Source organism: Roseateles sp. P2_H4, from assembly GCF_056403315.1.
This window is the reverse complement of the sequence record NZ_JBFUFR010000042.1, coordinates 13,225-34,801: the sequence shown is the minus strand read 5'-3', so window position 1 is coordinate 34,801 and position 21,577 is coordinate 13,225. Positions and strand designations below refer to the sequence as shown.

The following is a 21,577-nucleotide window of genomic DNA, read 5'->3' as shown; positions in this document are numbered from 1 at the left end:
ATGCCTGGCACGTCGCCTGCCTGAGAGCCGCATGCCCAAGCCACCCGCATCCCCCGAGATCCGCCAGGCGCGTCAGGCTGGACTGCGCTGGCTCAGTGACGACGGCCCTGGCCTGTGCCGTTCGCCGACGGCCGGCGGCGGCTTCCAGTACCGCGACGCCCGCGGCCGGCGCGTCCGCGACGAGGCCACGCTGGCGCGCATCCGCCGGCTGGCCGTGCCGCCCGCCTGGCAGCGGGTCTGGATCAGCCCGCATGCCGACAGCCATCTGCAGGCCACCGGCCGCGACGCGCGCGGGCGCAAGCAGTACCGCTATCACGCCGACTGGATGGCCGGCCGCGGCCAGACCAAGTTCGACGGCCTGCTGCGTTTCGGTGCCGTGTTGCCGCGCCTGCGCCGGCGCGTGCAGCGCGCGTTGGCCGGCTCCGGCGAGCCGACGCGCGAGCGCGTGCTGGCGACGCTGGTGCGCCTGCTGGACACCACCTGGCTGCGCATCGGCAACAGCAGCTATGCGCGCGAGAACGGCTCCTACGGCCTGTCCACGCTGCGCAACCGCCACGCTGGCGTCAAGGGTGACGCCATCCGGCTGTCCTTCGTGGGCAAGAGCGGCGTGCGCCATTCGGTCAGCGTGAACGACCGCCGCGTCGCCCGCATCGTGCGCCGCTGCCGCGAACTGCCGGGTCAGGAGTTGTTTCGTTATGTCGACGACGCGGGCCAAAGCCATGCGATCGATTCGGCCGACGTCAACGCCTGGCTGACCGAGGCCGCCGGCCTGCGCGTGACGGCCAAGGATTTCCGCACCTGGCACGGCAGTGCGCTGGCGCTGCAATTGACGCTGCAGGCCTGCGCCGAGGGCGCCGAGCCCTGCCGGCCGCAACAGGTGCTCGAAAGCGTGGCCCGGCGCCTGGGCAACACCGCCGCCGTTTGCCGCAAGGCTTACATCCACCCTCGTGTGCTCGGCCTGGGCGAGGCCCTGGGCGATGAAGCGGCCCGCGCCAGGCTGCGCGCGCAGCCCTGGGCATCCGCGCCCTCGTCCCGGGCCGGCCTCAGTGCCGCCGAGCGGCAGTTGATGGCCCTGCTGCGCTCGCGGGCATCCCACTTGCCCTGACGTCGGGATGCAACCCGGAGTGAAACCTCGTGCGCATCGCCTTTGTCACCGAGACCTTTCCGCCCGATATCAACAGCGTGTCCCTGACCGCCGACCGCGCGCTGCGCCATTTGCGCGAGGCCGGTCATGACGTCCAGCTGATCCGGCCGCGTCGGCCCAACGAGCTGCCCTGCCGCGACAGGCACGAATGGCGCTGCGGCGGCGGACCCGTGCCGAGGTATCCGGGCCTGCGCTATGGCTGGGCGACGCCCGCGGCGCTGCGCGCGCTGTGGCATGACCATGGTGGCCTGCCCGACCTCGTGCACGTGACCACGCCGGGCCCGTTGGGCTGGGCTGCGTTGCGCGCCGCGCGCGGCGAAGGCATCGCCCGCAGTGCCGATTTCCGCATCAACTTCCACGCCTATTGCGGCCATTACGGCCTGGGCTGGCTGGAGCCCGTCGTGCTGGCCTATCTGCGTCGCCTGCATGGCATGGCCAACCTCAACTTCGTACCGACCGCCGAGCTGCAGCGGGAGCTGGCCGGCCACGGCTTCGAGCGCCTGCAGGTGCTGGGCGCGGGTGTCGATGCGCGCCACTTCTCGCCCGACCGCCGCGACCCGCGCCTGCGCCGTGACTGGCGCATCGGCGATGACCACCGCGTCATGCTCTACGTGGGCCGGCTCGCCGCGGAGAAGAACGTCGGCCTGGCGCTGCAGACCTTCGAGCGCCTGAGCGCGCGCCGCCCCGGGCTGCGCATGGTGGTGGTCGGCGACGGCCCGATGCGCGCGCAGCTGGAATACGCCCATCCGACGGCGCGCTTCGTCGGCATGCAGACCGGCGTCGCGCTGGCCCGCCACTACGCCAGCGCCGACGTCTTCCTCTTCCCCAGCCTGACCGAGGCCTTCGGCAACGTCACGCTGGAAGCCATGGCCAGCGGCCTGGCCGTGGCCGCCTTCGACACCGGCGCCGCCGCCCAGCATGTGCGCGACGGCATCAGTGGCTGCCTGGCGCCGCCGTGCGACGGCCTAGACGCGGCCGACGCCTTCCTCGACGCGGCCACCCGCGCCCTCGATGCTTCCGCCCCCGACGGGCCGCTGCGCCTGCAGGCGCGCCTGGCTGCCATGCAGGCCGATTGGGCCGGCGTGCAGCGCCGCTTCGAGCAGGCTCTGCTGCAGCTGGCCGACCAGGCCGAGGCCGTGCCCGGCTACGCGGCCCTGGCCTGACACCGGTCGCCGATGCTGCCCGTCGCCGCCACGCCGCGCGCGGTACCGCCACCGACGACGCCGCGCGCCTTCAGCTGCGCCTGCGGGCGGCCGGTGTTCTTCCGCAACAGCGCATGCCTGGCCTGCCACCGGCCGCTGGGTTATGACGCCACGCGCGGCGTGCTGCTGGCGCTGGAGGCCGTGCGCTCGGGCCGCGGCGGCTGGCGCGAGGCTGGCGTGCCGGCGCGGCGCGCACCGCGCTATGCGCGTTGCGCCAACCTGGACGCGGCCGCCGCCTGCAATTGGCTGCTGGACGCCACCGAGGTGATGGCCGGCTTCGCGCTGTGCCGCTGCTGCCGGCTGACGCGCACCGTGCCCGACCAGTCGCAACCGAACGCCGGCCTGTGGTGGGGGCGCATCGAACTCGCCAAGCGCCGCCTGGTGTCCTCGTTGATCGGCCTGGGCCTGCCGGTGCTGTCGCGCAGCGAGGATGCCGAGCACGGGCTGGCCTTTGACCTGCTGCTGGCGCCGCCCGAGGGCCCGGCCGTCGTCACCGGCCATGCGGACGGCGTCATCACGCTGGACGTGTCCGAGGCCGATGACGCCCGCCGCGAGGCGCGCCGCCACGATCTTGGCGAGCCCTACCGGACCCTGCTGGGCCATCTGCGCCACGAGACCGGCCACTACTACTGGCAGCGCCTCGTCGAGCACAGCGACTGGATAGAGCCTTGCCGCGCCTTGTTCGGCGATGAGCGCGAGGACTATGCGGCGGCGCTGCAGCACCACTACGCCCACGGCGCACCGGCCGACTGGGGCCAGCGCTTCGTCAGCTCCTATGCCAGCGCCCACCCCTGGGAGGACTGGGCCGAGACCTGGGCCCACTATCTGCACCTCGTCGACACGCTTGACACGGCGCGCAGCTTCGGCCTGGACGGCGAGCGCGTGGAACTGAGCTATGAGCGCTTCGGTGCCGACCTCGCCACGGATGCCGACGATCCCGGTGCGGCCGGCTTCCTGCAGCTCATCAACAGCTGGATGGAGTTGACCGGCGTGCTCAACGAGTTGTCACGCAGCATGGGCGTGGCGGACTTCTACCCCTTCGTGCTGTCGGCGCCCGCGGTGCGCAAGCTGCACCTGGTGCACCGAATCGTGCAGGGCGCGCGGGACTGAGCTCTCGGTGGCGGTGCCTGTGGCGCCCTCAATGCCAGTGCGGTGCCAGCGCGGCCGGCGCGGGCCGCGCCCGCAGTTCGGGCAGGGGCGGTGGCGGCGACGCATGGGTGCCGACCAGACCGTCCAGATGGCTCAGGACTTCGTCGACATTCAGCGGCTTGCTCCACAGCTCGCAGAAGCCCCAGTCCTCGACGGGAAAGTTGACGTCGGCCGTCACGGCCACAGCCGGTACCGATTCACAGCCGGGCAGGGTACGCAACAGTCCGAGCAGGCGGCTGCCGTGGCAGTCGGGCAGGCCCAGATCCAGCAACAGCAGGGCCGGCGCCAAGCCGGCTGCCATGCGCATGGCCTCCTCGCCCGTGGTGGCGATGAAGAGTTCGAGTTCGGGGCGCCGCTCCAGGATCGCCGCCATCAGCAGCGCATTGACCGGATGGTCCTCGACATAGAGAACGGGTCGGCGGGCTGGGTTGGGCATGGATCCTCCGGGCGTCATGGCCAGCACAACGGCAATCCGTGTGCCCGCCGGACCGGGCACCGGCCTTGCCTGTCACGACCATCGACTCCACCAAGGCCCTGCCATGTCAACCACCACCTCCACCAGCGGCGCGCCGCGCAGCTTTGGCGTCTTCAAGCCGGTCGGCCATGTCGTCATCTCCTTCCCCGAGGCCGGCCAGGCCGTGCGCGCCGGCCAGGCCCTGGCCGCGCTGGGCCTGCCCGACGCCGCCGTGCACCATTACAGCGACCGCGAGATGCTCAGCCAGATCGACGATGACATCGCCCATGCCAGCCCGATCGCCGCCATCGGCCAGGAGATGAACCTGGTGCTCGCCCACCGTGCGCTGGCCGCCAGGGGCTACCACTGGTTGGTCGTCCAGGTCGGCAGCGACGATCAGGCCACGCGCGTGGCGCGGGCGGCCGAGGGCTGCGGCGCCGAGCGCGCCCAGCACTACGGCCACTTCATCATCGAGGAGCTCATCGAGCGCCCGGGCGACATGCCCCAGGTCGCCGAGTCCCCGGACCGGGGCCTGGACGCGCAGACGCCCTCTGGCAAGGAGACCGAAGCGGCCGCAATGAAGAAGGCGCAGTGATGTCTGAAGCCGACAAGACCCTGCAGACGCAGCGCGACATCCAGAAGCGCCAGGACCAGGCCGACGCCAAGGCGCCGCACAAGATGGACGAGCAGGACGGTGCCGTGCAGGCGGGCGCCCGCGCGCAGCCTGAGTCCTTGCCGGCCCAGCATCTGCAGAAGCCCGGCCGCGAGGCCGACCTCGAGCTGGCGCCGCGCTTTCTGGCGCCCGACTACCGCGGCAGCGCCAAGCTGCAGGATTTCGTCGCCCTCATCACCGGCGCCGACTCCGGCATCGGCCGTGCCGTGGCCGTGCTGTTCGCGCGTGAGGGGGCCGATGTGGCCGTGGCCTATCACTCCTCCACCGAAGACGCCGAGGAGACGCGCCGCTGCATCGAAGCCGAGGGCCGCCAATGCCTGCTGCTGCAGGGCGACGTGAAGAGCAGCGCCTGGTGCGACAGCGCCGTGGCCCAGGTCATCGCCCGCTTCGGCAAGATCGACGTGCTCGTCAATAACGCCGCCTTCCAGGAGCATGCGGCCTCGCTCGAGGATCTCGACGACGAACGCATTCGCGAGACGCTGGACACCAACATCGGCGGCTATCTGCGTATGGCGCGCGCCGTCCTGCCCCATCTGAAAAAGGGCGCCTCCGTCATCAACACGGGATCGGTGACCGGCCTCAAGGGCAGTGCCCGGCTGCTCGACTACTCGGCCACCAAGGGCGCCATCCATGCGCTGACCAAATCGCTGGCCAGCAACCTGCTGGAGCGCGGCATCCGTGTCAACGCGGTGGCGCCGGGGCCGGTCTGGACGCCGTTGAACCCGGCCGACGCACCCGCCGAGAAGGTCGCCGAATTCGGCAAGCAGACCGACATGAAGCGAGCGGCCCAGCCCGAGGAGCTGTCGCCGGCCTATGTTTTCCTCGCCTCGCCGGTCTGTGCCGGCTACATCACCGGCATCGTGCTGCCCGTCACCGGCAGCGTCGGTGCGATCTGACCCGCAAGCAATGCGGCAAGTTCTGCCGCCACCGGCGCACGGCACCCCATTTGCCTGTTGCGGCGGCGGCGCTGCGCCGCGGCCAAGGAGTACTTCATGAATCTGATCATCTGGCTCATTGCCGGTGGCCTCATCGGATGGGTCGCCAGCTTGCTGATGCGCACCGACGGCGAGCAGGGCGTCGTCCTCAATGTGCTGGTCGGCATCGTCGGCGCGGCCATCGGCGGCTGGCTGATCTCGCCCATGGTGGGTGTTGCCACCATCAACGACGGCATGCTCAGCATGGGCTCCCTCGTGGTTTCCCTGCTCGGCGCGATCGTGCTGTTGGCCATCGTCAATCTCATCCAGCGCGGCACCACGCGCTGACCCTTCCCGTTCACCTTTCTTTCACCCAAGGACCACCATGACCACCACTGCGAATACTCCCTTCCCCACCTCTTCGGCCTCTCCCGCCACGCCCGCGCCCGTCGCTACCGCCATCAACGACACCGCGGCCAAGGCGGGTGACGCCGTCGACAAGGGTGCAGCCGTCGGCCACGACGTGCTGAACCGCGTCGTTCAGGGCGCTCACAGCGCCATCGATCGCGTGGCCGGGACGGCCGCACCCGCCGTGCAGCGCCTGCAGGAAGGCGTGCAGGCGGCCGGTGAATCGCTGAGCCAGCGCGCCAGCGATGTCCGCGAGATCGGCGATGAGTGGGCCGAGAGCCTGCGCAGCACGGTGCGCGAGCACCCGCTGGCCGCTCTCGCGACGGCCCTGGCCGTCGGCGTGCTCGTGGCCCGTCTGGCGCGCTGAGGCGGCCTTGGCCGACCCGCTGCAAGACAAGCCACTGCGGGATCAACTGCAGTCGCTTTGGCGCGAGCTGCCCGGCCTGGTCAGCGACCGCGTCGAGCTGCTGTCGCTGGAGCTGCAACGCGCGGCCCGGGCCCTGGCCCAGATCGTCGCGCTGATGGTGGCCGTGGCCATCCTCGGCGTGACGGCCTGGCTGGTGCTGTGGGCCGGCGTCATCCGCCTGCTGATGCGGGCCGGCCTGCCCCTGGAGGCCGCCCTGCTGATCGCCATCGCCGTCAACGGGCTGGCCATCCTGCTGGCGCTGCAGCGCGTGCGCAAGCTGCTGCCCAGGCTGGGCCTGCCCGTCACGCAACGCCATCTGATGCTGGCGCCCGAACCGCCACCCCGCGAGGACACCGATGAACGCGCCGCTGCCTGAGCCCGATATCGATGCACGCATCCTGGACGTCGAGAAGCGGCTGATGGCGCGCGAGGCCCGGCTGGGCGCGGGCGCTCACGACCTTGCCGACCGGTTGCGCCAGACCCTGCAACCCGCCAAGCTGCTGCTGCCGGCCGGCGCGGTGTTGCTCGGCGTCGCGGCACTGCTGTCGCTGCGACGGCGACCTCGTGCCGCTTCCGCGCCGTGGATCCTGGCCGGCGTGCTGCCCGACCTCTCCTGGGTGCGACTGCTGGGCCTGGCCTGGCCGCTGTTGCCGGAAAACTGGCGCAACCGCGTCAGTCCGACCACGGCCAGCAGCGTCGTGACGCTGGGCCTGCCGCTGGTCGAAGGCCTGCTGGGGACTCGCCGCGCCAAGCCACTGACGGCAGCGGCCGAGGTCGACCTGACGCGGCTTTCCGGCCGCTGGTTCCTCGTCGGCGAGTTGCCGGCGCCGCTGCAGGCCCCGGCGCTGCAGCCCCCTGAACTCGGCCTGCTGCCACGCGACGATGGCCAGTTCGACCTGCTGCAGCGCCGCATCGACGCCGGCGGCACGCATGGCAGCGAGGCAAGGGTCAAAGCGGTGCCGGCCAGCCAGGGCGCGCGGCTGCGCTTCAGCCATTGGCCGGAAGCCCTRCAATTCCTGCCCTGGGCCTGGATAGAACGCACCGTGCTGCATGTGGACGAGGGCTACGACGAGGCGCTGATCGGCAGCGCCGATCGCGACTCGCTGTGGCTGCTGTCGCGCCGGCCCGGGCTGGCAGCCGAGCGCCGCCAGGCCCTGGTGCAGATCGCGCGTGACCGCGGTTTCGCCGTCGACAGGCTGCGCTTCTTCGGGCCCGATTGAAATGCAGGCCCGCGTCCAAGGCCCGCCTTGGACAACCTGGGCGCCAAAGCCGGCGGCACATGGCTTGCCGTCAATCCTGGCGGGGTTGTCCCGCTTCGACCAGGAGATTCTTATGGCACGCAGCAGCTTGCTCGGTATTGATTCCGCTGCGGCCGAGCCCGCCGGCCGGGACAAGGCCAGCCTCGGCCCGGGCGACAGCTCGGACAGTGGCAGCGACGTCAGCGGCCTGGATGGCGACGACGATGGCACCGACCCGGGCCTGCCGGTGGACGTGGCCCTGCGCGACGATCAGATGGCACCGCTGCCGCTGGGCGAATCACTGGCCGCCGGCGAAGGCGAGACCGGTGTGCGCGATGGCGCCGACATCGGTGTGGACCGCGTCTTGACGCCTGGCGATGCCGATGACGTCGATGCGCTGCTCGGCGCCGTCGATGAGGCGCCGCTCAGTGAGGATGAAGAGGATGAAGCGGATGAAGAAGAGGACCGGGAAGACGAGCAGATCGCCCCCGATCCAGCCGGACATCGCCCCGGCCGCAGCTAGCCGCGGCCGGGGCGGGGCGTCGCGCGGTCAGACGGCGGCGCGGGCCTGGTCGCGCAGCGTGCGCACCTGCAGGTGGTTGCGCTTCACGCCCTCGTACTGCCGCTCGACGACCGAACGCACATCGGGCGGCAGCGCCTGCTCGAGGGCCTCGCGGTAGGCCTTCATGGCGCTGTCCTCACCGCGCTCGGTTTCCTCGAGGATGGCCTTGTCGGTGTAGCCGGCCAGCGTGCCCTTGACGGCCACCCAGCCGCGGTGCATGGCGCCGGCGGCCGTGCCGCTGTCCTCGGCCTTGCCACCCAGGCGCACGACGCTGGATTGCAGCTCGGCGGCGGCCTGGCGGCATTCCTCGGCGCGGCGTTCGAAGGATTGCTTGATGGACGGATCCTTCAGGTATTCCGCCGAAGCGTGGAAGCCGTACTCGCCATCCTTGCAGGTTTCAATGAGATCGTTCAGCGTGTCGATGATGTCGTCGTTGCTCATGGCATTGTCCTTTCGCGGGTCGATGAAGGCGCCGGCGTGCCGCAGCCGCACCGTGCGTCCAGCCCGCTTGGGGGCAGGTGGCGTGCCCGCCCTGTTACGGCGGGTTCACGGCCGGGCCGCCGGCGCGTGCCGCCGCCAGGGCGGCCTGCAAGGCGGCCAGCAGTTCGGCAGGGGCGCAGGGCTTGCGCAGCTGCACGAACTCGCCGTCAGCGATGGCCGTGTTGCTGAAGCCGCTGATCAGCACCACCGGCAGGCCGGGGCGCTGCTCACGCAGCTGCCGGGCCAACGCGACGCCATCCAGCGGCCCCGGCATGACGACGTCGCTGAGCACGATGTCGGGCTGCGCACCGCTGTCCAGCACGCGCAACGCGGTGCCCACGTCGTGGGCGCGCAGCACCTTGGCGCCGTGGGCCATCAGCAGGGCGGCGGTCACATCGCCCAGGGCTTCGTCGTCCTCGACGAGCAGCAGGGTGGCGCCGGCGATGCTTTGCGGGGCGGCATCGGCAACAGCAGGCGTGGGGCGGTCCTCGTCGCTGGCCGCCACCGGCAGCAGCAGTGACACGGTGGTGCCCACGCCCGGCGTGCTGGCCAGGCGCGCGGTGCCGCCGGCCTGCGTCGCGAAACCATGGACCTGGCTGAGCCCCAGGCCGGTGCCCTGGCCGACGCCCTTGGTCGTGAAGAAGGGCTCGAAGGCGTGCTCGACCAGCGCCGGGTCCAGACCCATGCCGTCGTCGCCGACGGTCAGCAGCACATAGTTGCCCGGAGCCAGGTTCGGCAGGCCCTCTTTGTCGGCGGCCTCGGCATTGCGTGCTCCCAGCCTCAGCTGGCCGCCCGCCGGCATGGCGTCGTGGGCGTTCAGGGCCAGGTTGACGAGGGCCAGGTCCAGTTCATTGGTGTCCACGCGCACCGGCCAGACATGCGCTGACACCTGCACCTGGATCTCGATGCGCCGGCCCAGCACGCTGCGCATCAGCTCCTGCACCTCGGGCAGGTAGCTGGCGAGCGACAGCGTCTGCACCCGCACCGGGCGACGGCCGGCGAAGCGCAGCAGGTGCTGGGTCAGCTGGCTGCCCTTGTCGACCAAGCGCTGCGTGGCGCTCAGTGGGCCCTGCAGTTCGGCGGCGCTGGGGTGGCGCTGCATCAGATGCATGCTGTTGCTGATGACGCCCAGCAGATTGTTGAACTCATGCGCCACGCCGCCGGTGAGCCGGCCCAGCGCGACGACGCGTTGGCTCTGCGCACCGCGCTGCTCCGCCAGCCGCGTGCGCTCGACGGCCTGGGCCACGCTGTGCTCGAGCTCGGCGCGCGCGCTGGCCATGCTGCGGCCGGCGGTGACAAGGGCGTCGGCCACCTCATCGCACTCGACCATGCCGGTGGGCTGGGCCTGCACCGGCAGGCCGGCCTGCAGGGCCTCGGCCTGGCGCTTCAGCGCGCGCAGCGGCCGCTCGATGCGGCGCGACACCCACACCGCGCCCACCATGGCCAGCGCCAGCAGCACCAGCGTGCCGATGGCGACCCGCAGCACCGCCTGGGGCATGCGGCCGCCGAAATCCTCACGCGGCATCGCGCTGACATAGCTCCAGCCCAGCGGCGAGGTGCTGAAGTAACCCGCCGTCGGCACGCCGTCCAGAGAGACCGATTCAAAGGCACCTTCGCGGGCCGCGGCCATGTGGGCGAGGATGTCGGGGCTTGCCCTGCGGCCCACGTAGCGAGTGCCGCCAGGCAGGCGGGCGACGAGTTGGCCGGAGTTGTCCAGCACCGAGCCGATCCAGCCCGGATGCGGCGCCTGGGCCTGCACGATTCTCTGAAGCTCCGAGGGCCGCACGGTGACGACGAGGTTGTAGAGCAGTGTGCCGTTGCGCGTCACGGGCTCGACCCATGACGCGTGAGGCTCCTGCAGCTCAGGCGCTGCGTTCGTCATCGCGGGCTGAAGGGGCAGCATGACGGGGCTGGCGCTGAGGTTTTCAGGTCCGGGCGCCTCGCTGCCGCCCCCCGCCGGCAGGCGGGTGCTGAGCAGCAGCTTGCCCGGTGCCCTCAATTCGACCCAGCCGTCCAGCCCCTGCATGGCGCGCCGGGCCAGACTCTCGAAGCCCAGGCGCTGTTCCTCGTCGAGCGGCCCGGCGCTGTCCAGCGCCGGTGACTGCGCGAGCACGTGGGCGATGGCCGCGCGGCGCGACAACTCGCCATCGACCAGCATGGACAGGGCGCGCGCCGTGTCGCGCAAATTGCGCTGGTGCGCGTCGCGCTCGGCTTCGTAGGTACTGGCGACCAGCCACGCCACGCCCAGCATGCCAGGCAGCAGCACGGACAGGACAAGCAGCAGCAGACGTGAACGGATGGTGACCGGCATGGCGAATCGCGGGTGTGCCAGGCCCCGCAGGAAAGCCGGGACCGATCGCATCAACGCAACCATAGCAACCCTATCAGCCAAAGCACCGCGGCCCGGCCCCGGCCCGCGGAATGTCTCTTGTGCGAGCCGGATGGCAAACGGCGTGCCCGCCTGCGGCGGGCGGTTCACTTCAGTTCGTGGGGACCTTCACGATGATGTTGTTGCGCACCTCCTTCACGTCGGGCGTGCTGCGGGCCAGCTGGCCGGCACGGTCCTTCTCGGCCTGCGAGGTGGCGAAGCCGGCGAGCTGCACCGTGCCCTTGAGCGTCTCGACCTGGATGCGCATCGCGCTGACCTGGCTGTCTTCGGCAAAGCGCGCCTTGACGCGTGTGGCGATGGTGGCGTCGTCGACATACTGGCCCACGGTGCTCTGGCCGCTGGTAACGGCGCAGCCGGTGCCCGCAAGCGTGGCGAGAGCCACCATCGAAGCGATCAGGATCTTCTTCATGCCTTCTCCTTTGCGCGAGGGGGACTCGCGCGACTTCACGGCAACCGGTGTGCCCGGGCTGGTTGGGCGGGCCCGGGCCGGCCCCGTCGCGGCGCTGCGCGACGGCAGGCTTTACCGCAATTAGCCGGTCCGCGCCCGGGCGATCGGTAAATCCTGCAAGGTGGGGGCCAGCCTGACGCCGCCACGATGTGGAGGTGCGTGCCCAAATCCTTGTTGCGCAAGGAGAAAGTCGATTTTGTGTCCGGACGCGACGCCAGCGCGAATCCGGCATGGACGTTGCGTTGGAAGGGTTCAGCGCTGCAGCGATGCGGCCGGCCCCTGACCCTGCAAGACCCGCAAGAGGAACCCCCGTGCCCTCCCTGGACCTCCGTGCCGACCACCGGCAAACCCAGACCCTGTCGCCCCGACTGCAGCACGCCGTGCGCCTGCTGCAGATGTCTTCGCTGGATTTCGCGGCCATGCTGCGTGACACCCTGGGCCGCAATCCCTTCCTCGAGGCCGAGGAGGGCGAGGGCGGTGAAGGCGAGGAGGGCGGGCAAGCCACCGAGGCCGCCGACGGCGCCGAACCCGGCCCGCTCGGCATGATGGAGGCGGTGTCGGCCGATGGCGTCGTCGAGGCGGATGCGCCGATGGCGGACGGCGACGGTGCCGGTGCGCCCGACGATGGTGGCGACCGCGACCTGTGGGCCGTCGACAGTGCCGGCCAGCGTCGTGCCGAGGACGGCGATCTCAGCGCCCTGGACATGATGGCCGTCGAGACCTCGCTGACGACGCATCTGCATGGCCAGCTGAACGTGCTGCCGCTGTCCGGGCGCGACCTCGCGCTGGCGCGCACCATCGTCGAGTCGCTGGACGACGACGGCTATCTGCGCACGCCGCTGGAGGAACTGATCGTCGTCGCCGCGCAGGATCCGCTGCCCGATTTGCAGGAGATGCAGTTCGCGCTCAAGCTCGTGCAGTCGCTCGACCCGGCCGGCGTGGCCGCGCGGGACGTCGGCGAATGCCTGCTGCTGCAGCTGCCCGCCATCGACTGCCCCGACACGCGCGCCCTGGCCCAGGCCATCGTCAGCGACCACCTGCCTGCGCTGGCCGCGCGCGACGTCGCCACGCTGGCCCGGCAACTGGGCGAGTCGCCGGCGCGCGTCGAAGCCGTCTGCGACCGCATCCGCCGGCTGGACCCGCGGCCGGGCTGGCGTTTCGGTTCCTCGCACGTCGCCTATGTGGTGCCGGACGTCATCGTCAGGAAGGTGCGCGACCGCTGGACGGTGCAGCTCAACCCGGCCATCGTGCCCAAGGTGAGGTTGAACCAGGTCTACGCCAACCTGTTCCAGCGCCATCGCACGGCGGCGAACGCCGAGATGGGGGCGCATCTGCAGGAGGCGCGCTGGACGCTGCGCAATGTCGAGCAGCGCTTCTCGACCATCCTGGACGTGGCCGAGGCCATCGTGAAGCGCCAGCACAACTTCCTCGACTACGGCGCGATGGCCATGAAACCGCTGGGCCTGAAGGAGATCGCCGAGGAAGTGGGCATCCACGAGAGCACCGTCTCGCGGGTGACCAACAACAAATACATGGCCACGCCGGTCGGCGTTCTCGAGCTGAAATACTTCTTCAGCCGCGCCATGATCAGCGCCAACGGCAGCGCCTGCTCGGGCACGGCCATCCGCGGCCTCATCAAGGACATCATCGAGGCCGAGAGCCCGGACACGCCGCTGTCCGATGCCGAGATCACGCGCCAGCTGGCCCAGCAGGGCTTGGTCGTGGCGCGTCGCACCGTCACCAAATACCGCCAGATGCTGAAGATCGAGGCGGTGGACCGGCGCCGGCGGGTGGCTTAGCGCGGCGTCACGCGCCAGATGGTGTTGCCGACGTCGTCGGCCACCAGCAGGGCGCCACGCGCATCGATGGCCACGCCCACCGGTCGGCCGCGGGCTTCGCCCTCGGGGCTGAGGAAGCCTGTCAGCACGTCGATGGGCAGGCCCTGGGGCCGGCCAGCGGCAAAGCCGATGTAGACGACCTTGTAGCCCGAGAAGGGCTTGCGGTTCCACGAGCCGTGCATGCCGATGAAGACGCCCTCCGAGCCGCCACCGGGGAGCAGCCTGGGCAGGGGGCTGGCGCCTGCTGCAGCCAGGCCGAGGGCGGCGACATGGGCCCCCAGCGCGTAGTCGGGTGYGATGGCGCGTGTCACCAGGTCCGGCCGCTGCGGTTGCGCGCGCTCGTCCACATGCTGGCCGTACCAGCTGTAGGGCCAGCCGTAGAAGCCGCCGTCGCGCACCGAAGTCAGGTAGTCGGGCACCAGGTCGCTGCCGATCTCGTCGCGTTCATTGGCCACCGTCCACAGCACGGGCGTGCCGCCGGTGGGTGTCATCCAGGCCATGCCGTTGGGATTGCGCAGGCCGGTGGCGAACAGGCGCTTGGTGCCGCTGGCGCGGTCGATCTCCCAGATCGCCGCACGCCCTTCCTCGGCCGCCATGCCGTTCTCGGCCACGTTGCTGTTGGAGCCCACCGTGGCGTAGAGCTTGCTGCCGTCGGGGCTGGCGATGAGGCTCTTGGTCCAGTGGTGGTTGCGTGGGCCGGCCGGCAGGTCGGTGAGCTTGCGGCCCGGGCCCGCCAGCGCGGTCTGGCCGGGCGCGTAGGCGTACTCCCAGACGGCGTCGGTGTTGGCGACATAGAAGCGGTCGCCCACCAGGGCCATGCCGAAGGGCGAGTTCAGGTCGTGCAGGAAGACGGTCCTCACCTCGGCGCGGCCGTCGCCGTCGGCGTCGCGCAGCAACGTGATGCGATTCGCACTGGGCGTGGCCGAACCGGCCTTGGCCATCAGCTTCTTCATGACCCAGCCCTTGACGCCCTTGCCTTCGTCGGGGCGCGGCGGCGCATTGGTCTCGGCGACGAGCACGTCACCGTTGGGCAGCACATGCAGCCAACGCGGGTGTTCCAGGCCGCTGGCGAAGGCCTGGGCCTGCAGGCCCGCCGCGGCAACCGGCGCCTCGCCGGCCAGCCAGGGGCGGGTCGCGGCGACATGGGCCGTCGGCACCAGGGTGTGGACCGGTTCGACCAGCGTGGGCCGAGGGCCGACGTCGGCGCCGTCCGGCAAGCGGGTGGTCTCGCCGCAGCCCGCCAAGGCCAGCGCCAGCAGCAGGGAAAAAGGCCCCGTGTTCATGCGCGAAGTCATGACCATGAACGGCAAGCCGGGTGCCCGCCGGGCATGCCGCATGCCGCGCAGCGTCCATGGACACATCCGACACGACATCCGCGGCCGCCGTGACCGGCCGCCCCACGGCCCGCGCGGCCGCCACCGTGGCCCTGGTGCTGCTCATCATCGGCGGCCTCAACTGGGCGCTGGTGGGGCTGTTCAACCTGGACTTCATCGCCGCCCTGTTCGGCCGCATGACGCTGCTGTCGCGCACGGTCTATGTGCTCGTCGGTGTCGCGGCACTGTTCGCCTTGACCTTGCTGCCACGGCTGGGGCGCGGCCGACTCTGAGGCGCCGCAAAAGCAAAGGGCCCGGCAGTGCCGGGCCCTTTGCGTTTGGAGGGGTTCAGTGGAAGAAGAGATAGACCAGCAGCAACACGATGCCCGGAACGCCGAGCAGCCAGGCGAGAAGGTATTTGCCCATGGTGATCTCCTTGTGAGGTGGGGGTAAGGCAAGCATGACTGCCACGGGGCCCCGCACGTAGCGGACGAGGCCCGACACCTGCGTAGGAAGAGCGGCAGGCGCCCGGCCAGCCAAGGCGGCGTAGGAGGGGGCCMACCGCCAGACAGGGCGCGGGCTGGCGCAGTCAGAACGGCTGACTCGTTAGTCTGACGCCAGTCCCTAGGCAAGCCGCCACAAGGGCTACAGCAAAGGAGTACCTCATGAACAGCGACCAGATCAAGGGCAGCGTCAAGGATGTCGCCGGCAAGGCGCAGCGCAAGTTGGGTGAGGCCATCGGCAGCACCGAGCAGCAGGTCAAGGGTGCCGCGACCCAGGTCGAAGGCAAGGCCCAGAAGGCCGTGGGTGATGTGCGCGAGGCCGTCAAGGAAGCGCGCGACAACCGCAAGATCTGACGCCCCTGCGCCAGTGCCGCGCCGCCGGGCCTCAGGGTCCGGCGGCGCTTTTTCGCGCTATCGGGCGCCCCTGATCGATCAATGAGGGTTGCCGCTCGCCATGCTGGCCCGGCAGATCGGCAAGCTGCGCGCGTCTTGCCGCCCGTTCAGCCGATCTGAAGCTGAGCTTGGGCAGGCACCGCCCGCGGAGCCGTGATGTGCAGGGGCTGCGCTGCCGACGTCGTCGCTTCGGCGCCGGCGAGCTTCTCGACATAGTCGGCCAGCGTCGGCCAGTCGAAGAAGCGCGCGTCGGGCTGACGCAGGGGTGAGCGGCGCCAGGCGGTCTCGCTGCCGCTGTCGAACAGCAGGCCCTGGGCGCCCGCGCGGTGGCCGGCCTCGACGTCGTCCAGCGTGTCGCCCACCATCCAGCAGCGCGCCAGGTCCAGGTGGTGGCGGTGCGCGGCGCGCACCAGCATGCCGGGCGCCGGCTTGCGGCACAGGCAGGCGGGGCGTCCCTCGTCGTCGGGCGCGTGGGGGCAGACCTCGACGCCGTCGATGCGGACGCCGAATTCCTGCTGCAGGCGTTGCAGCAGCACCTGCTGCAGGCGGGCGAACTCGGCGCGCGTGAAGCGGCCATGCGCCAGCCCGCTCTGGTTGGTCACGATGACCAGGGCCAGCCCTGCAGCCTGCAGCCGCGCCAGCGCCGCGCCGGCACCGGGCACGAAGCGCAGCAGCAGCGGGTCGGTGTTGAAGGGCGCGTCCTCGACCAGGGTGCCGTCCTTGTCGATGAAGAGGCCGGCACGCAGGCGCGGGCGCGCGGCAGGCCGGGGCAGCTCGCGCATGGTCAGCAGGCTGGATGAAGCGATGGGGTCGAAAGAGGCGCTGAAGCTCATGGGCTCGTTCGGGCAGGGCGGGAGTGCCAGACCGGCTCCAGGCAATCGGCGTGCCCGCCAGCGTCCTACAGCCCGATGGGGCGCCGTCCCCTGAGCCCCGGAACGGCGCGGGGCTAGCGTGTGAGCAAGACAGGAGATCCCATGGCCACCTCTGCCCGCTCCATCGCCTCCCTGACCCTGAGCTTCGGCCTGGTCAACGTGCCCGTGCGGCTGTATTCGGCGACCGAGAGCGGTGCGGACATCCGTTTCAACCTGCTGGACAAGGACGGCTCACGGCTGAAGCAGCAATACATCAACGAGCGCACCCAAAAGGTGGTCGAGCGCAAGGACATGGTCAAGGGCTATGAGGTAGAGGACAACCAGTTCGTGCTGTTCACGCCTGAGGAGCTCAAGGAGCTGGAAGAGGGCAGCAGCCACGTCATCGAGATCGTCAACTTCGTGCCGCTGGCCTCCATCGACCCGCTGTACTACGACAAGAGCTATCTGCTCGCGCCCGACAAGCGCGGTGAAAAGCCCTATGCCCTGCTCGCCGAGGCGCTGCGTCAGTCGGGCCGCTGCGCGCTGGCCAAGTGGCCCTGGAAGGCCAAGCAATACGTGGCGCAGGTGCGGGCCAACGAGGACGGGTTGATCCTGCAGCAGCTGCGCTACTCGGCCGAGGTGAGGTCGCTGGCGGCGTTGGAAATTCCCAAGGCCGCGGTCTCCAAAACCGAGCTGCAGCTGGCCCTGCAACTGGTCGACCAGATTGCCGCCGACAGCTTCGACCCCGAGCAGTTCCGCGACGAGGAGAAGGAGAGGGTGCTCGCCGCCATCGAGGAGAAGGTCAAGGGCAGGAAGATCGTCGCCTCTTCCCGCGAGGAGCACGGGCCGACGGGCGGCGGCCAGGTCATCGACCTGATGGAGGCCCTGCGCGCCAGCCTGGGCGGCAAGCCGGCCGCCAAGGCAGGCGCCAAAGCGGGCAGCAAGGCGGCCTCGGCCAAGGTCACGCCGCTGCCGACACGCAAGACGGCCGCCCGGCGCGACGCGGCCGAGCCCGAAGCCGCCGCACCCAAGCGGGCGCGGGCGCGCAAATAGCGCCGTTCAGGCCCTCGCCAGGCGGCGCACGACCGACACGAAGTGGTCGATCTCGTCGCAGCTGTTGTAGAACGCGAACGATGGCCTCACCGTGGCCTCGACGCCGAAGCGGCGCAGGATGGGCTGGGCGCAGTGGTGGCCGGAGCGCACCGCGATGCCTTGCTCCGCCAGCGCCTTGCCCACCGCCGCCGTCTCGTGGCCGGCGAGCACGAAGCTCAGCACGCTGGCCTTGTCGGCCGCCGTGCCGATGAGTCGCACGCCCGGGATGGGGTGTATGGCTTCGGTCGCATAGGCGAGCAGGTCGTGCTCGTAGCGGGCGATGTGGTGCAGACCGATACGCGACACGTAATCCAGCGCCGCGCCCAGCCCCGCGGCGTCGGCGATGTTGCCGGTGCCGGCATCGAACTTCGCCGGTGCCGGCTGGAACACCGTGCGCTCGAAGCTCACATCGGCAATCATGTTGCCGCCACCCTGCCAGGGCGGAATGGCGTCCAGCACCTCTTTGCGGCCGACGACCGCACCGATGCCGGTGGGGCCGAAGATCTTGTGGCCGCTGAAGATGAAGAAGTCGCAGCCGAGGGCCTGCACGTCCACGGCGAGGTGGGAGACCGACTGCGCGCCGTCCACCAGCGTCGTCACGCCCTGGCGCTGCGCGATGCCGACCAGCTCCTGCACCGGCACGACGGTGCCGAGGGCATTGCTGACCTGGGTCACGGCGAGCAGCTTGGCGCGCGGGCTGGCTATGAGCTTCTGTGCCTCGGCCAGGATGACCTGGCCGGTGTCGTCCACCGGGATGACGCGCAGATGCGCACCCTTGCGAGCAGCGAGCTGCTGCCAGGGCACGATGTTGGCGTGGTGCTCCAGGTGGGAGACGACGATTTCGTCACCGGCACCGATGTTCTGCTCGCCCCAGGTGTTGGCCACCAGGTTGATGGCCTCGGTGGCGCCGCGCACGAAGATGACCTCGTCGGCCGAGCGCGCGTTGACGAACCGGGCCACCGTCTTGCGGGCGCCTTCGTAGGCGTCGGTCGCGCGCGCGGCCAGCGTGTGGGCGGCGCGGTGGATGTTGCTGTTCTCGTGCTCGTAGAAGTAGCTCAGCCGGTCGATGACGACCTTGGGCTTCTGTGTCGTGGCCGCGTTGTCGAACCACACCAGCTGCTTGCCGTTGACGCGCTCCTGCAGGATGGGGAAGTCGCGCCGGATGGCGTTGACGTCGAAGGGCAGGCGCTGGCCTTGAAGCGCATGCTTGTTGGGCAACTCACCCGCGTGATGGCCATGCGCTCCCGGGTGGCGCTGCAGGTCCAGCACATACAGAGAAGGCTGTTGCGACGACACGCTGGCCGGCTCGACGAAGTAGTAGCCCGAAGGCACGGCTTCGCGTTGCGGCGGCGAGATCTGTTGCGGCACACCGAGCAACTGGCTGCCGGCGCGGCCGTCGATGCCGGGCACGCTGGTCAACAGCACATCGGGCACGCCGTTGCCGGCCTGCGCATGAGGCGCTCGGGCGGGCGACGGGCGCAGCAGTGCCGCCACATGATCCGGGCCGGTTGGCGCGAGATTGAGGCCAGGCGCTGCGGCGCCGAAGCCGCCGAACTGCGTGGTGGTGGACTGGGGCAGCGGGCCGCTCGGCAGGCCCGGCGGCAGCGGGTTGGCGGGCACGTTCAAGCCGCCGGCGGACTGCACTGGCTGGGCCGAAGGCAGGGAGCCTGCGTTCAGGCTGCCGAACAGCTCGTTGGCCAGCCGGCCCAGCGCCGCGACGTCGAAAGGGCTCTCGACCACGTCAGCGGTAGGTGTCAGGGTACTCATGGTATTTGCCAACTTCCACGTCTTCGAGCACGGCCAGCGCATCGTCGCTGTGCACCGCCAGCGAGCAATACAGGCTGATCAGGTAGGAGGCGATCGCGTTGCGGTTGATGCCCATGAAACGCACCGACAGGCCCGGGCCTTGTTCGCCCGGCAGGCCCGGCTGGTAGAGGCCGACGACGCCCTGGCGCTTGTCGCCCACGCGCAGCAGGATGATGCTGGTCTTGCCGTCGTTGACGGGCACCTTGTCGCTCGGGATCAGCGGGATGCCGCGCCAGGTCAGGAACTGGCTGCCGAACAGGCTGATGGTGGGCGGCGGCACACCACGGCGAGTGCACTCGCGGCCGAAGGCGGCGATGCCCAGCGGGTGGGTCAGGAAGAAGGCCGGCTCCTTCCAGACCTTGCCGAGCAGGTCGTCCAGGTCGTCGGGCGTGGGCGCGCCGGTCAGCGTGGACAGGCGCTGCGAGTCCGCGACATTGGCCAGCAGGCCGTAGTCTGGGTTGTTGATGAGCTCGGACTCCTGGCGCTCCTTGATCGTCTCGATGACGATGCGCAGCTGCTCCTTGATCTGGTCGTGCGGGCTGCTGTAGAGGTCGGACACGCGGGTGTGCACGTCCAGCACCGTGGCCACGGCGTTCAGGAAGTACTCGCGTGGTGCCGCGTCGTAGTCGGCGAAGGTGACGGGCAGCTCGGCCTCGTCGCGCTTGGCGCAGGCGACCTTGACGGCCTCGGGATCGGCCACCTTGTTGAGCCGGTAGATGCCGGCCTCGACCGGGATCCACTGCAGCAGATGCGTCAGCCAGCGCGGTGTGATGGTGGAGAGCTGCGGGACTGTTTTTGTCGCATTCGCAAGCTGCCGCGCGGCGGTGTCGCTGAGCGCGAGTTGAGGGGTGTCAGCCATGGGGAAAAGGGCTCCTGGGGGCGGTGGGTGGATGAGAGGGTCAGGCGCTCAGCGGCTGGAAGGCTGAGTTCGGATCGGCCTGCGAGGCCGCTTGGGAGATGCGGCTTTGCGGCGGCAGGCTGCGGGTCAGCCAGACGTTGCCGCCGATGACCGAGCCGCGGCCGATGGTGATGCGGCCCAGCACGGTGGCGCCGGCGTAGATGACGACGTCGTCCTCGACGATGGGGTGGCGCGGCTGGCCCTTGTGGGCGTGGCCGGCGTCGTCGGTCGGGATGCTCTTGGCGCCCAGCGTGACGTTCTGGTAGATGCGCACGCGCTGGCCCAGCACGGCCGTCTCGCCGATGACGACGCCGGTGCCGTGGTCGATGAAGCAGCCCGCGCCTATGGTTGCACCGGGGTGGATGTCGATGCCGGTCTGGGCATGGGCCAGCTCCGAGATGACGCGCGCGATCAGCGGCAGGCCCAGCAGATAGAGCTCATGGGCGAGGCGGTGGCTGATGAGGGCGTGCAGGCCCGGGTAGCAGAGCAGCACTTCGTCGACGCTGCGCGCGGCGGGGTCGCCCTGGAAGGCGGCGATGACGTCGCTGTCGAGCAGTTCGCGCACGGCGGGCAGGCGGGCGGCGAAGCGGGCCACGCGCTCGGCGGCGTTGTTGAAGGGCGGCGCCTCGACGCCGCGCAGCCGCGCGTCATGGCCGAGCTCCAGTGCCACCTGCTGGCGCAGCCTGGAAAGCGCCGCGCCCAGCGTGTGGCCGACGAAATAGTCCTCGCCCTCGGGTTGCAGATCGGGTGGCCCCAGACGCATCGGGAACAGCGCACCGGCCAGTTGCTGCACGACGACGGCCAGCAGCTCACGCGACGGCAGCTCGCGGCCGCCAGCATCCCAGCGCCGGTGCTCTTCGCGCCAGCGGCGCCGCGCATGGCGCAGCGCGGAGACGATGCCGGAGAGGTCGTCAACCGGCTCCATCAGTCCTGCACCCACGGCAGGCTGTGAAAGCGCCAGCCGTTGAAATGGCCGCGCTGCTGCTGGTCGTCGCTGTCGCCCTCGAAGCCTTCCTGCACATTGAAGACGTGGGTGAGCCCCGCCTTGGTGGCGGCTTCGGCGGCGAGAGCCGAGCGCTTGCCGCTGCGGCACAGCAGCAGCACCGGCAACTCGTTGCCGGACTTGGGCCCGACCTTGGCGTCCAGCTCCTTGGCAAAGCGCGGATTGCGGTTCAGCGAAGTGCCGGTGGCCCAGGCCACGTGCAGGCTGCCCGGCACATGGCCGACGAAGTGGCGCTCCTCGGTGCTGCGCACGTCGACGAGGACGGCCCGGCCGGCCTGGACCAGGGCCCGGGCATCGCGCGGCGCGACGCTGCCGGCGAAGGGCAGGGCGGCGGCCAGGGCGGCTTCGCGGGCCTGCGCCAGCACTTCGGATTCTTCGAGAACTGAGTTGCTCATGTCGGATCTCATGCGAAA

Annotated in this window: 25 protein-coding genes; 15 read left to right on the top strand and 10 right to left on the bottom strand. The window is 70.5% G+C overall.

The features are described from left to right. The first annotated feature begins 31 nt into the window (after positions 1–31). The 3 genes from AC1DW3_RS25080 to AC1DW3_RS25070 are packed head-to-tail and all read left to right on the top strand — an operon-like array spanning position 32 to position 3,456. On the top strand, positions 32–1,105 hold the full coding sequence (locus tag AC1DW3_RS25080; protein WP_477936024.1) for a DNA topoisomerase IB: 1,074 nt from the start codon (positions 32–34) through the stop codon (positions 1,103–1,105). Positions 1,106–1,134: 29 nt separating this feature from the next. Beyond that, on the top strand, positions 1,135–2,307 hold the full coding sequence (locus tag AC1DW3_RS25075; RefSeq protein ID WP_477936022.1) for a glycosyltransferase family 4 protein: 1,173 nt from the start codon (positions 1,135–1,137) through the stop codon (positions 2,305–2,307). Positions 2,308–2,319: 12 nt separating this feature from the next. Then, positions 2,320–3,456 carry a zinc-binding metallopeptidase family protein gene (locus AC1DW3_RS25070; RefSeq protein WP_477936020.1) on the top strand — a complete coding sequence of 379 codons (1,137 nt, stop codon included), beginning with the start codon at positions 2,320–2,322 and terminating at the stop codon, positions 3,454–3,456. A 28-nt stretch (positions 3,457–3,484) separates the two neighbouring features. On the opposite strand, the gene AC1DW3_RS25065 is transcribed toward AC1DW3_RS25070, so the two are convergent. Then, positions 3,485–3,931 carry a response regulator gene (locus tag AC1DW3_RS25065; RefSeq protein ID WP_477936018.1) on the bottom strand — a complete coding sequence of 149 codons (447 nt, stop codon included), beginning with the start codon at positions 3,929–3,931 and terminating at the stop codon, positions 3,485–3,487. Between the two features lie 103 nt (positions 3,932–4,034). On the opposite strand from AC1DW3_RS25065, the gene AC1DW3_RS25060 reads away from it, so the two are divergent. The 7 genes from AC1DW3_RS25060 to AC1DW3_RS25030 all read left to right on the top strand — a co-directional run bounded on the left by AC1DW3_RS25060 (position 4,035) and on the right by AC1DW3_RS25030 (position 8,111). Beyond that, entirely contained in the window at positions 4,035–4,544 is a 510-nt protein-coding gene (locus tag AC1DW3_RS25060; RefSeq protein ID WP_477936016.1) for a hypothetical protein, read from the top strand. Continuing rightward, positions 4,544–5,518 carry an SDR family oxidoreductase gene (locus AC1DW3_RS25055; RefSeq protein ID WP_477936014.1) on the top strand — a complete coding sequence of 325 codons (975 nt, stop codon included), beginning with the start codon at positions 4,544–4,546 and terminating at the stop codon, positions 5,516–5,518. The genes AC1DW3_RS25060 and AC1DW3_RS25055 overlap by 1 nt, the downstream gene beginning before the upstream one ends. Before the next feature lie 96 nt (positions 5,519–5,614). Beyond that, on the top strand, positions 5,615–5,884 hold the full coding sequence (locus AC1DW3_RS25050) for a GlsB/YeaQ/YmgE family stress response membrane protein (RefSeq protein ID WP_477936012.1): 270 nt from the start codon (positions 5,615–5,617) through the stop codon (positions 5,882–5,884). A gap of 37 nt (positions 5,885–5,921) precedes the next feature. Beyond that, positions 5,922–6,311: a DUF883 family protein gene (locus AC1DW3_RS25045; protein WP_477936010.1), complete on the top strand. Its 390-nt coding sequence runs from the start codon at positions 5,922–5,924 to the stop codon at positions 6,309–6,311. Positions 6,312–6,318: 7 nt separating this feature from the next. Further along, a complete protein-coding gene (locus AC1DW3_RS25040) occupies positions 6,319–6,726 on the top strand; it encodes a phage holin family protein (RefSeq protein ID WP_477936008.1) in 408 nt (135 codons plus the stop codon). Then, positions 6,707–7,570, top strand: a complete 864-nt coding sequence (locus AC1DW3_RS25035; RefSeq protein ID WP_477936006.1) for a lipocalin family protein — start codon at positions 6,707–6,709, stop codon at positions 7,568–7,570. Before AC1DW3_RS25040 ends, AC1DW3_RS25035 begins: the two co-directional genes overlap by 20 nt. Positions 7,571–7,682: 112 nt before the next feature. Beyond that, the gene (locus tag AC1DW3_RS25030; protein WP_477936004.1) at positions 7,683–8,111 is read left to right on the top strand and encodes a hypothetical protein; all 429 of its coding nucleotides are present in this window, start codon (positions 7,683–7,685) and stop codon (positions 8,109–8,111) included. Between the two features lie 27 nt (positions 8,112–8,138). Here the strand turns inward: AC1DW3_RS25030 and AC1DW3_RS25025 are convergent, their stop codons facing one another. The 3 genes from AC1DW3_RS25025 to AC1DW3_RS25015 form a co-directional block, all read right to left on the bottom strand. After that, positions 8,139–8,591, bottom strand: coding sequence for a PA2169 family four-helix-bundle protein (locus AC1DW3_RS25025; RefSeq protein ID WP_477936002.1), 453 nt, complete (start codon positions 8,589–8,591; stop codon positions 8,139–8,141). Positions 8,592–8,685: 94 nt separating this feature from the next. Then, positions 8,686–10,941 (bottom strand): hybrid sensor histidine kinase/response regulator, encoded by a 2,256-nt coding sequence (locus tag AC1DW3_RS25020; protein ID WP_477936000.1) that lies wholly within the window; start codon positions 10,939–10,941, stop codon positions 8,686–8,688. Positions 10,942–11,110: 169 nt separating this feature from the next. Further along, complete coding sequence (locus tag AC1DW3_RS25015) at positions 11,111–11,428, bottom strand: BON domain-containing protein (RefSeq protein ID WP_477935998.1); 318 nt, start codon at positions 11,426–11,428, stop codon at positions 11,111–11,113. Between AC1DW3_RS25015 and AC1DW3_RS25010 the strand changes: the two genes are divergently transcribed. Together AC1DW3_RS25010 and rpoN are read left to right on the top strand one after the other, a co-directional pair. Next, positions 11,427–11,552 carry a hypothetical protein gene (locus AC1DW3_RS25010; protein ID WP_477935996.1) on the top strand — a complete coding sequence of 42 codons (126 nt, stop codon included), beginning with the start codon at positions 11,427–11,429 and terminating at the stop codon, positions 11,550–11,552. The two genes, AC1DW3_RS25015 and AC1DW3_RS25010, sit on opposite strands and share 2 nt — an antisense overlap. 226 nt (positions 11,553–11,778) lie before the next feature. After that, a complete protein-coding gene (gene rpoN, locus AC1DW3_RS25005) occupies positions 11,779–13,266 on the top strand; it encodes an RNA polymerase factor sigma-54 (protein ID WP_477935994.1) in 1,488 nt (495 codons plus the stop codon). Here the strand turns inward: rpoN and AC1DW3_RS25000 are convergent. After that, the gene (locus AC1DW3_RS25000) at positions 13,263–14,588 is read right to left on the bottom strand and encodes a PQQ-dependent sugar dehydrogenase (protein WP_477935992.1); all 1,326 of its coding nucleotides are present in this window, start codon (positions 14,586–14,588) and stop codon (positions 13,263–13,265) included. The genes rpoN and AC1DW3_RS25000 overlap by 4 nt on opposite strands. A 68-nt stretch (positions 14,589–14,656) precedes the next feature. Here AC1DW3_RS25000 and AC1DW3_RS24995 point away from each other — a divergent pair, with 68 nt between their 5' ends. Continuing rightward, positions 14,657–14,911 (top strand): DUF378 domain-containing protein, encoded by a 255-nt coding sequence (locus tag AC1DW3_RS24995; protein ID WP_477935990.1) that lies wholly within the window; start codon positions 14,657–14,659, stop codon positions 14,909–14,911. Between the two features lie 372 nt (positions 14,912–15,283). After that, positions 15,284–15,475 carry a CsbD family protein gene (locus AC1DW3_RS24990; protein ID WP_477935988.1) on the top strand — a complete coding sequence of 64 codons (192 nt, stop codon included), beginning with the start codon at positions 15,284–15,286 and terminating at the stop codon, positions 15,473–15,475. A gap of 146 nt (positions 15,476–15,621) precedes the next feature. On the opposite strand, the gene AC1DW3_RS24985 is transcribed toward AC1DW3_RS24990, so the two are convergent. Beyond that, entirely contained in the window at positions 15,622–16,347 is a 726-nt protein-coding gene (locus AC1DW3_RS24985; RefSeq protein ID WP_477935987.1) for a D-glycero-alpha-D-manno-heptose-1,7-bisphosphate 7-phosphatase, read from the bottom strand. A 141-nt stretch (positions 16,348–16,488) separates the two neighbouring features. On the opposite strand from AC1DW3_RS24985, the gene ku reads away from it, so the two are divergent. After that, the gene (ku, locus tag AC1DW3_RS24980; protein WP_477935985.1) at positions 16,489–17,418 is read left to right on the top strand and encodes a non-homologous end joining protein Ku; all 930 of its coding nucleotides are present in this window, start codon (positions 16,489–16,491) and stop codon (positions 17,416–17,418) included. A 6-nt stretch (positions 17,419–17,424) separates the two neighbouring features. On the opposite strand, the gene AC1DW3_RS24975 is transcribed toward ku, so the two are convergent. From AC1DW3_RS24975 to AC1DW3_RS24960, 4 genes are read right to left on the bottom strand one after another with little or no spacing between them, the layout of a single operon-like run. Then, positions 17,425–19,224 carry a family 2A encapsulin nanocompartment cargo protein cysteine desulfurase gene (locus AC1DW3_RS24975; protein WP_477935983.1) on the bottom strand — a complete coding sequence of 600 codons (1,800 nt, stop codon included), beginning with the start codon at positions 19,222–19,224 and terminating at the stop codon, positions 17,425–17,427. Then, entirely contained in the window at positions 19,199–20,122 is a 924-nt protein-coding gene (locus AC1DW3_RS24970) for a family 2A encapsulin nanocompartment shell protein (RefSeq protein ID WP_477935981.1), read from the bottom strand. Before AC1DW3_RS24970 ends, AC1DW3_RS24975 begins: the two co-directional genes overlap by 26 nt. Before the next feature lie 40 nt (positions 20,123–20,162). After that, positions 20,163–21,086: a serine O-acetyltransferase EpsC gene (epsC, locus tag AC1DW3_RS24965; RefSeq protein ID WP_477935979.1), complete on the bottom strand. Its 924-nt coding sequence runs from the start codon at positions 21,084–21,086 to the stop codon at positions 20,163–20,165. Beyond that, the gene (locus AC1DW3_RS24960) at positions 21,086–21,559 is read right to left on the bottom strand and encodes a rhodanese-like domain-containing protein (RefSeq protein WP_477935977.1); all 474 of its coding nucleotides are present in this window, start codon (positions 21,557–21,559) and stop codon (positions 21,086–21,088) included. Before AC1DW3_RS24960 ends, epsC begins: the two co-directional genes overlap by 1 nt. Positions 21,560–21,577: the final 18 nt, after the last annotated feature.

Excerpts from the sequence above, each read along its gene's own strand:
- AC1DW3_RS25080 (WP_477936024.1), top strand. The coding sequence starts at position 32 with ATGCCCAAGCCACCCGCATCCCCCGAGATCCGCCAGGCGCGTCAGGCT.
- AC1DW3_RS25070 (WP_477936020.1), top strand. The coding sequence starts at position 2,320 with ATGCTGCCCGTCGCCGCCACGCCGCGCGCGGTACCGCCACCGACGACG.
- AC1DW3_RS25065 (WP_477936018.1), bottom strand. The coding sequence starts at position 3,931 with ATGCCCAACCCAGCCCGCCGACCCGTTCTCTATGTCGAGGACCATCCG.
- AC1DW3_RS25060 (WP_477936016.1), top strand. The coding sequence starts at position 4,035 with ATGTCAACCACCACCTCCACCAGCGGCGCGCCGCGCAGCTTTGGCGTC.
- AC1DW3_RS25055 (WP_477936014.1), top strand. The coding sequence starts at position 4,544 with ATGTCTGAAGCCGACAAGACCCTGCAGACGCAGCGCGACATCCAGAAG.
- AC1DW3_RS25050 (WP_477936012.1), top strand. The coding sequence starts at position 5,615 with ATGAATCTGATCATCTGGCTCATTGCCGGTGGCCTCATCGGATGGGTC.
- AC1DW3_RS25045 (WP_477936010.1), top strand. The coding sequence starts at position 5,922 with ATGACCACCACTGCGAATACTCCCTTCCCCACCTCTTCGGCCTCTCCC.
- AC1DW3_RS25030 (WP_477936004.1), top strand. The coding sequence starts at position 7,683 with ATGGCACGCAGCAGCTTGCTCGGTATTGATTCCGCTGCGGCCGAGCCC.
- AC1DW3_RS25025 (WP_477936002.1), bottom strand. The coding sequence starts at position 8,591 with ATGAGCAACGACGACATCATCGACACGCTGAACGATCTCATTGAAACC.
- AC1DW3_RS25020 (WP_477936000.1), bottom strand. The coding sequence starts at position 10,941 with ATGCCGGTCACCATCCGTTCACGTCTGCTGCTGCTTGTCCTGTCCGTG.
- AC1DW3_RS25010 (WP_477935996.1), top strand. The coding sequence starts at position 11,427 with ATGCCTTCTCCTTTGCGCGAGGGGGACTCGCGCGACTTCACGGCAACC.
- AC1DW3_RS25015 (WP_477935998.1), bottom strand. The coding sequence starts at position 11,428 with ATGAAGAAGATCCTGATCGCTTCGATGGTGGCTCTCGCCACGCTTGCG.
- AC1DW3_RS24995 (WP_477935990.1), top strand. The coding sequence starts at position 14,657 with ATGGACACATCCGACACGACATCCGCGGCCGCCGTGACCGGCCGCCCC.
- AC1DW3_RS24990 (WP_477935988.1), top strand. The coding sequence starts at position 15,284 with ATGAACAGCGACCAGATCAAGGGCAGCGTCAAGGATGTCGCCGGCAAG.
- AC1DW3_RS24985 (WP_477935987.1), bottom strand. The coding sequence starts at position 16,347 with ATGAGCTTCAGCGCCTCTTTCGACCCCATCGCTTCATCCAGCCTGCTG.
- ku (WP_477935985.1), top strand. The coding sequence starts at position 16,489 with ATGGCCACCTCTGCCCGCTCCATCGCCTCCCTGACCCTGAGCTTCGGC.
- AC1DW3_RS24975 (WP_477935983.1), bottom strand. The coding sequence starts at position 19,224 with ATGAGTACCCTGACACCTACCGCTGACGTGGTCGAGAGCCCTTTCGAC.
- AC1DW3_RS24970 (WP_477935981.1), bottom strand. The coding sequence starts at position 20,122 with ATGGCTGACACCCCTCAACTCGCGCTCAGCGACACCGCCGCGCGGCAG.
- epsC (WP_477935979.1), bottom strand. The coding sequence starts at position 21,086 with ATGGAGCCGGTTGACGACCTCTCCGGCATCGTCTCCGCGCTGCGCCAT.
- AC1DW3_RS24960 (WP_477935977.1), bottom strand. The coding sequence starts at position 21,559 with ATGAGCAACTCAGTTCTCGAAGAATCCGAAGTGCTGGCGCAGGCCCGC.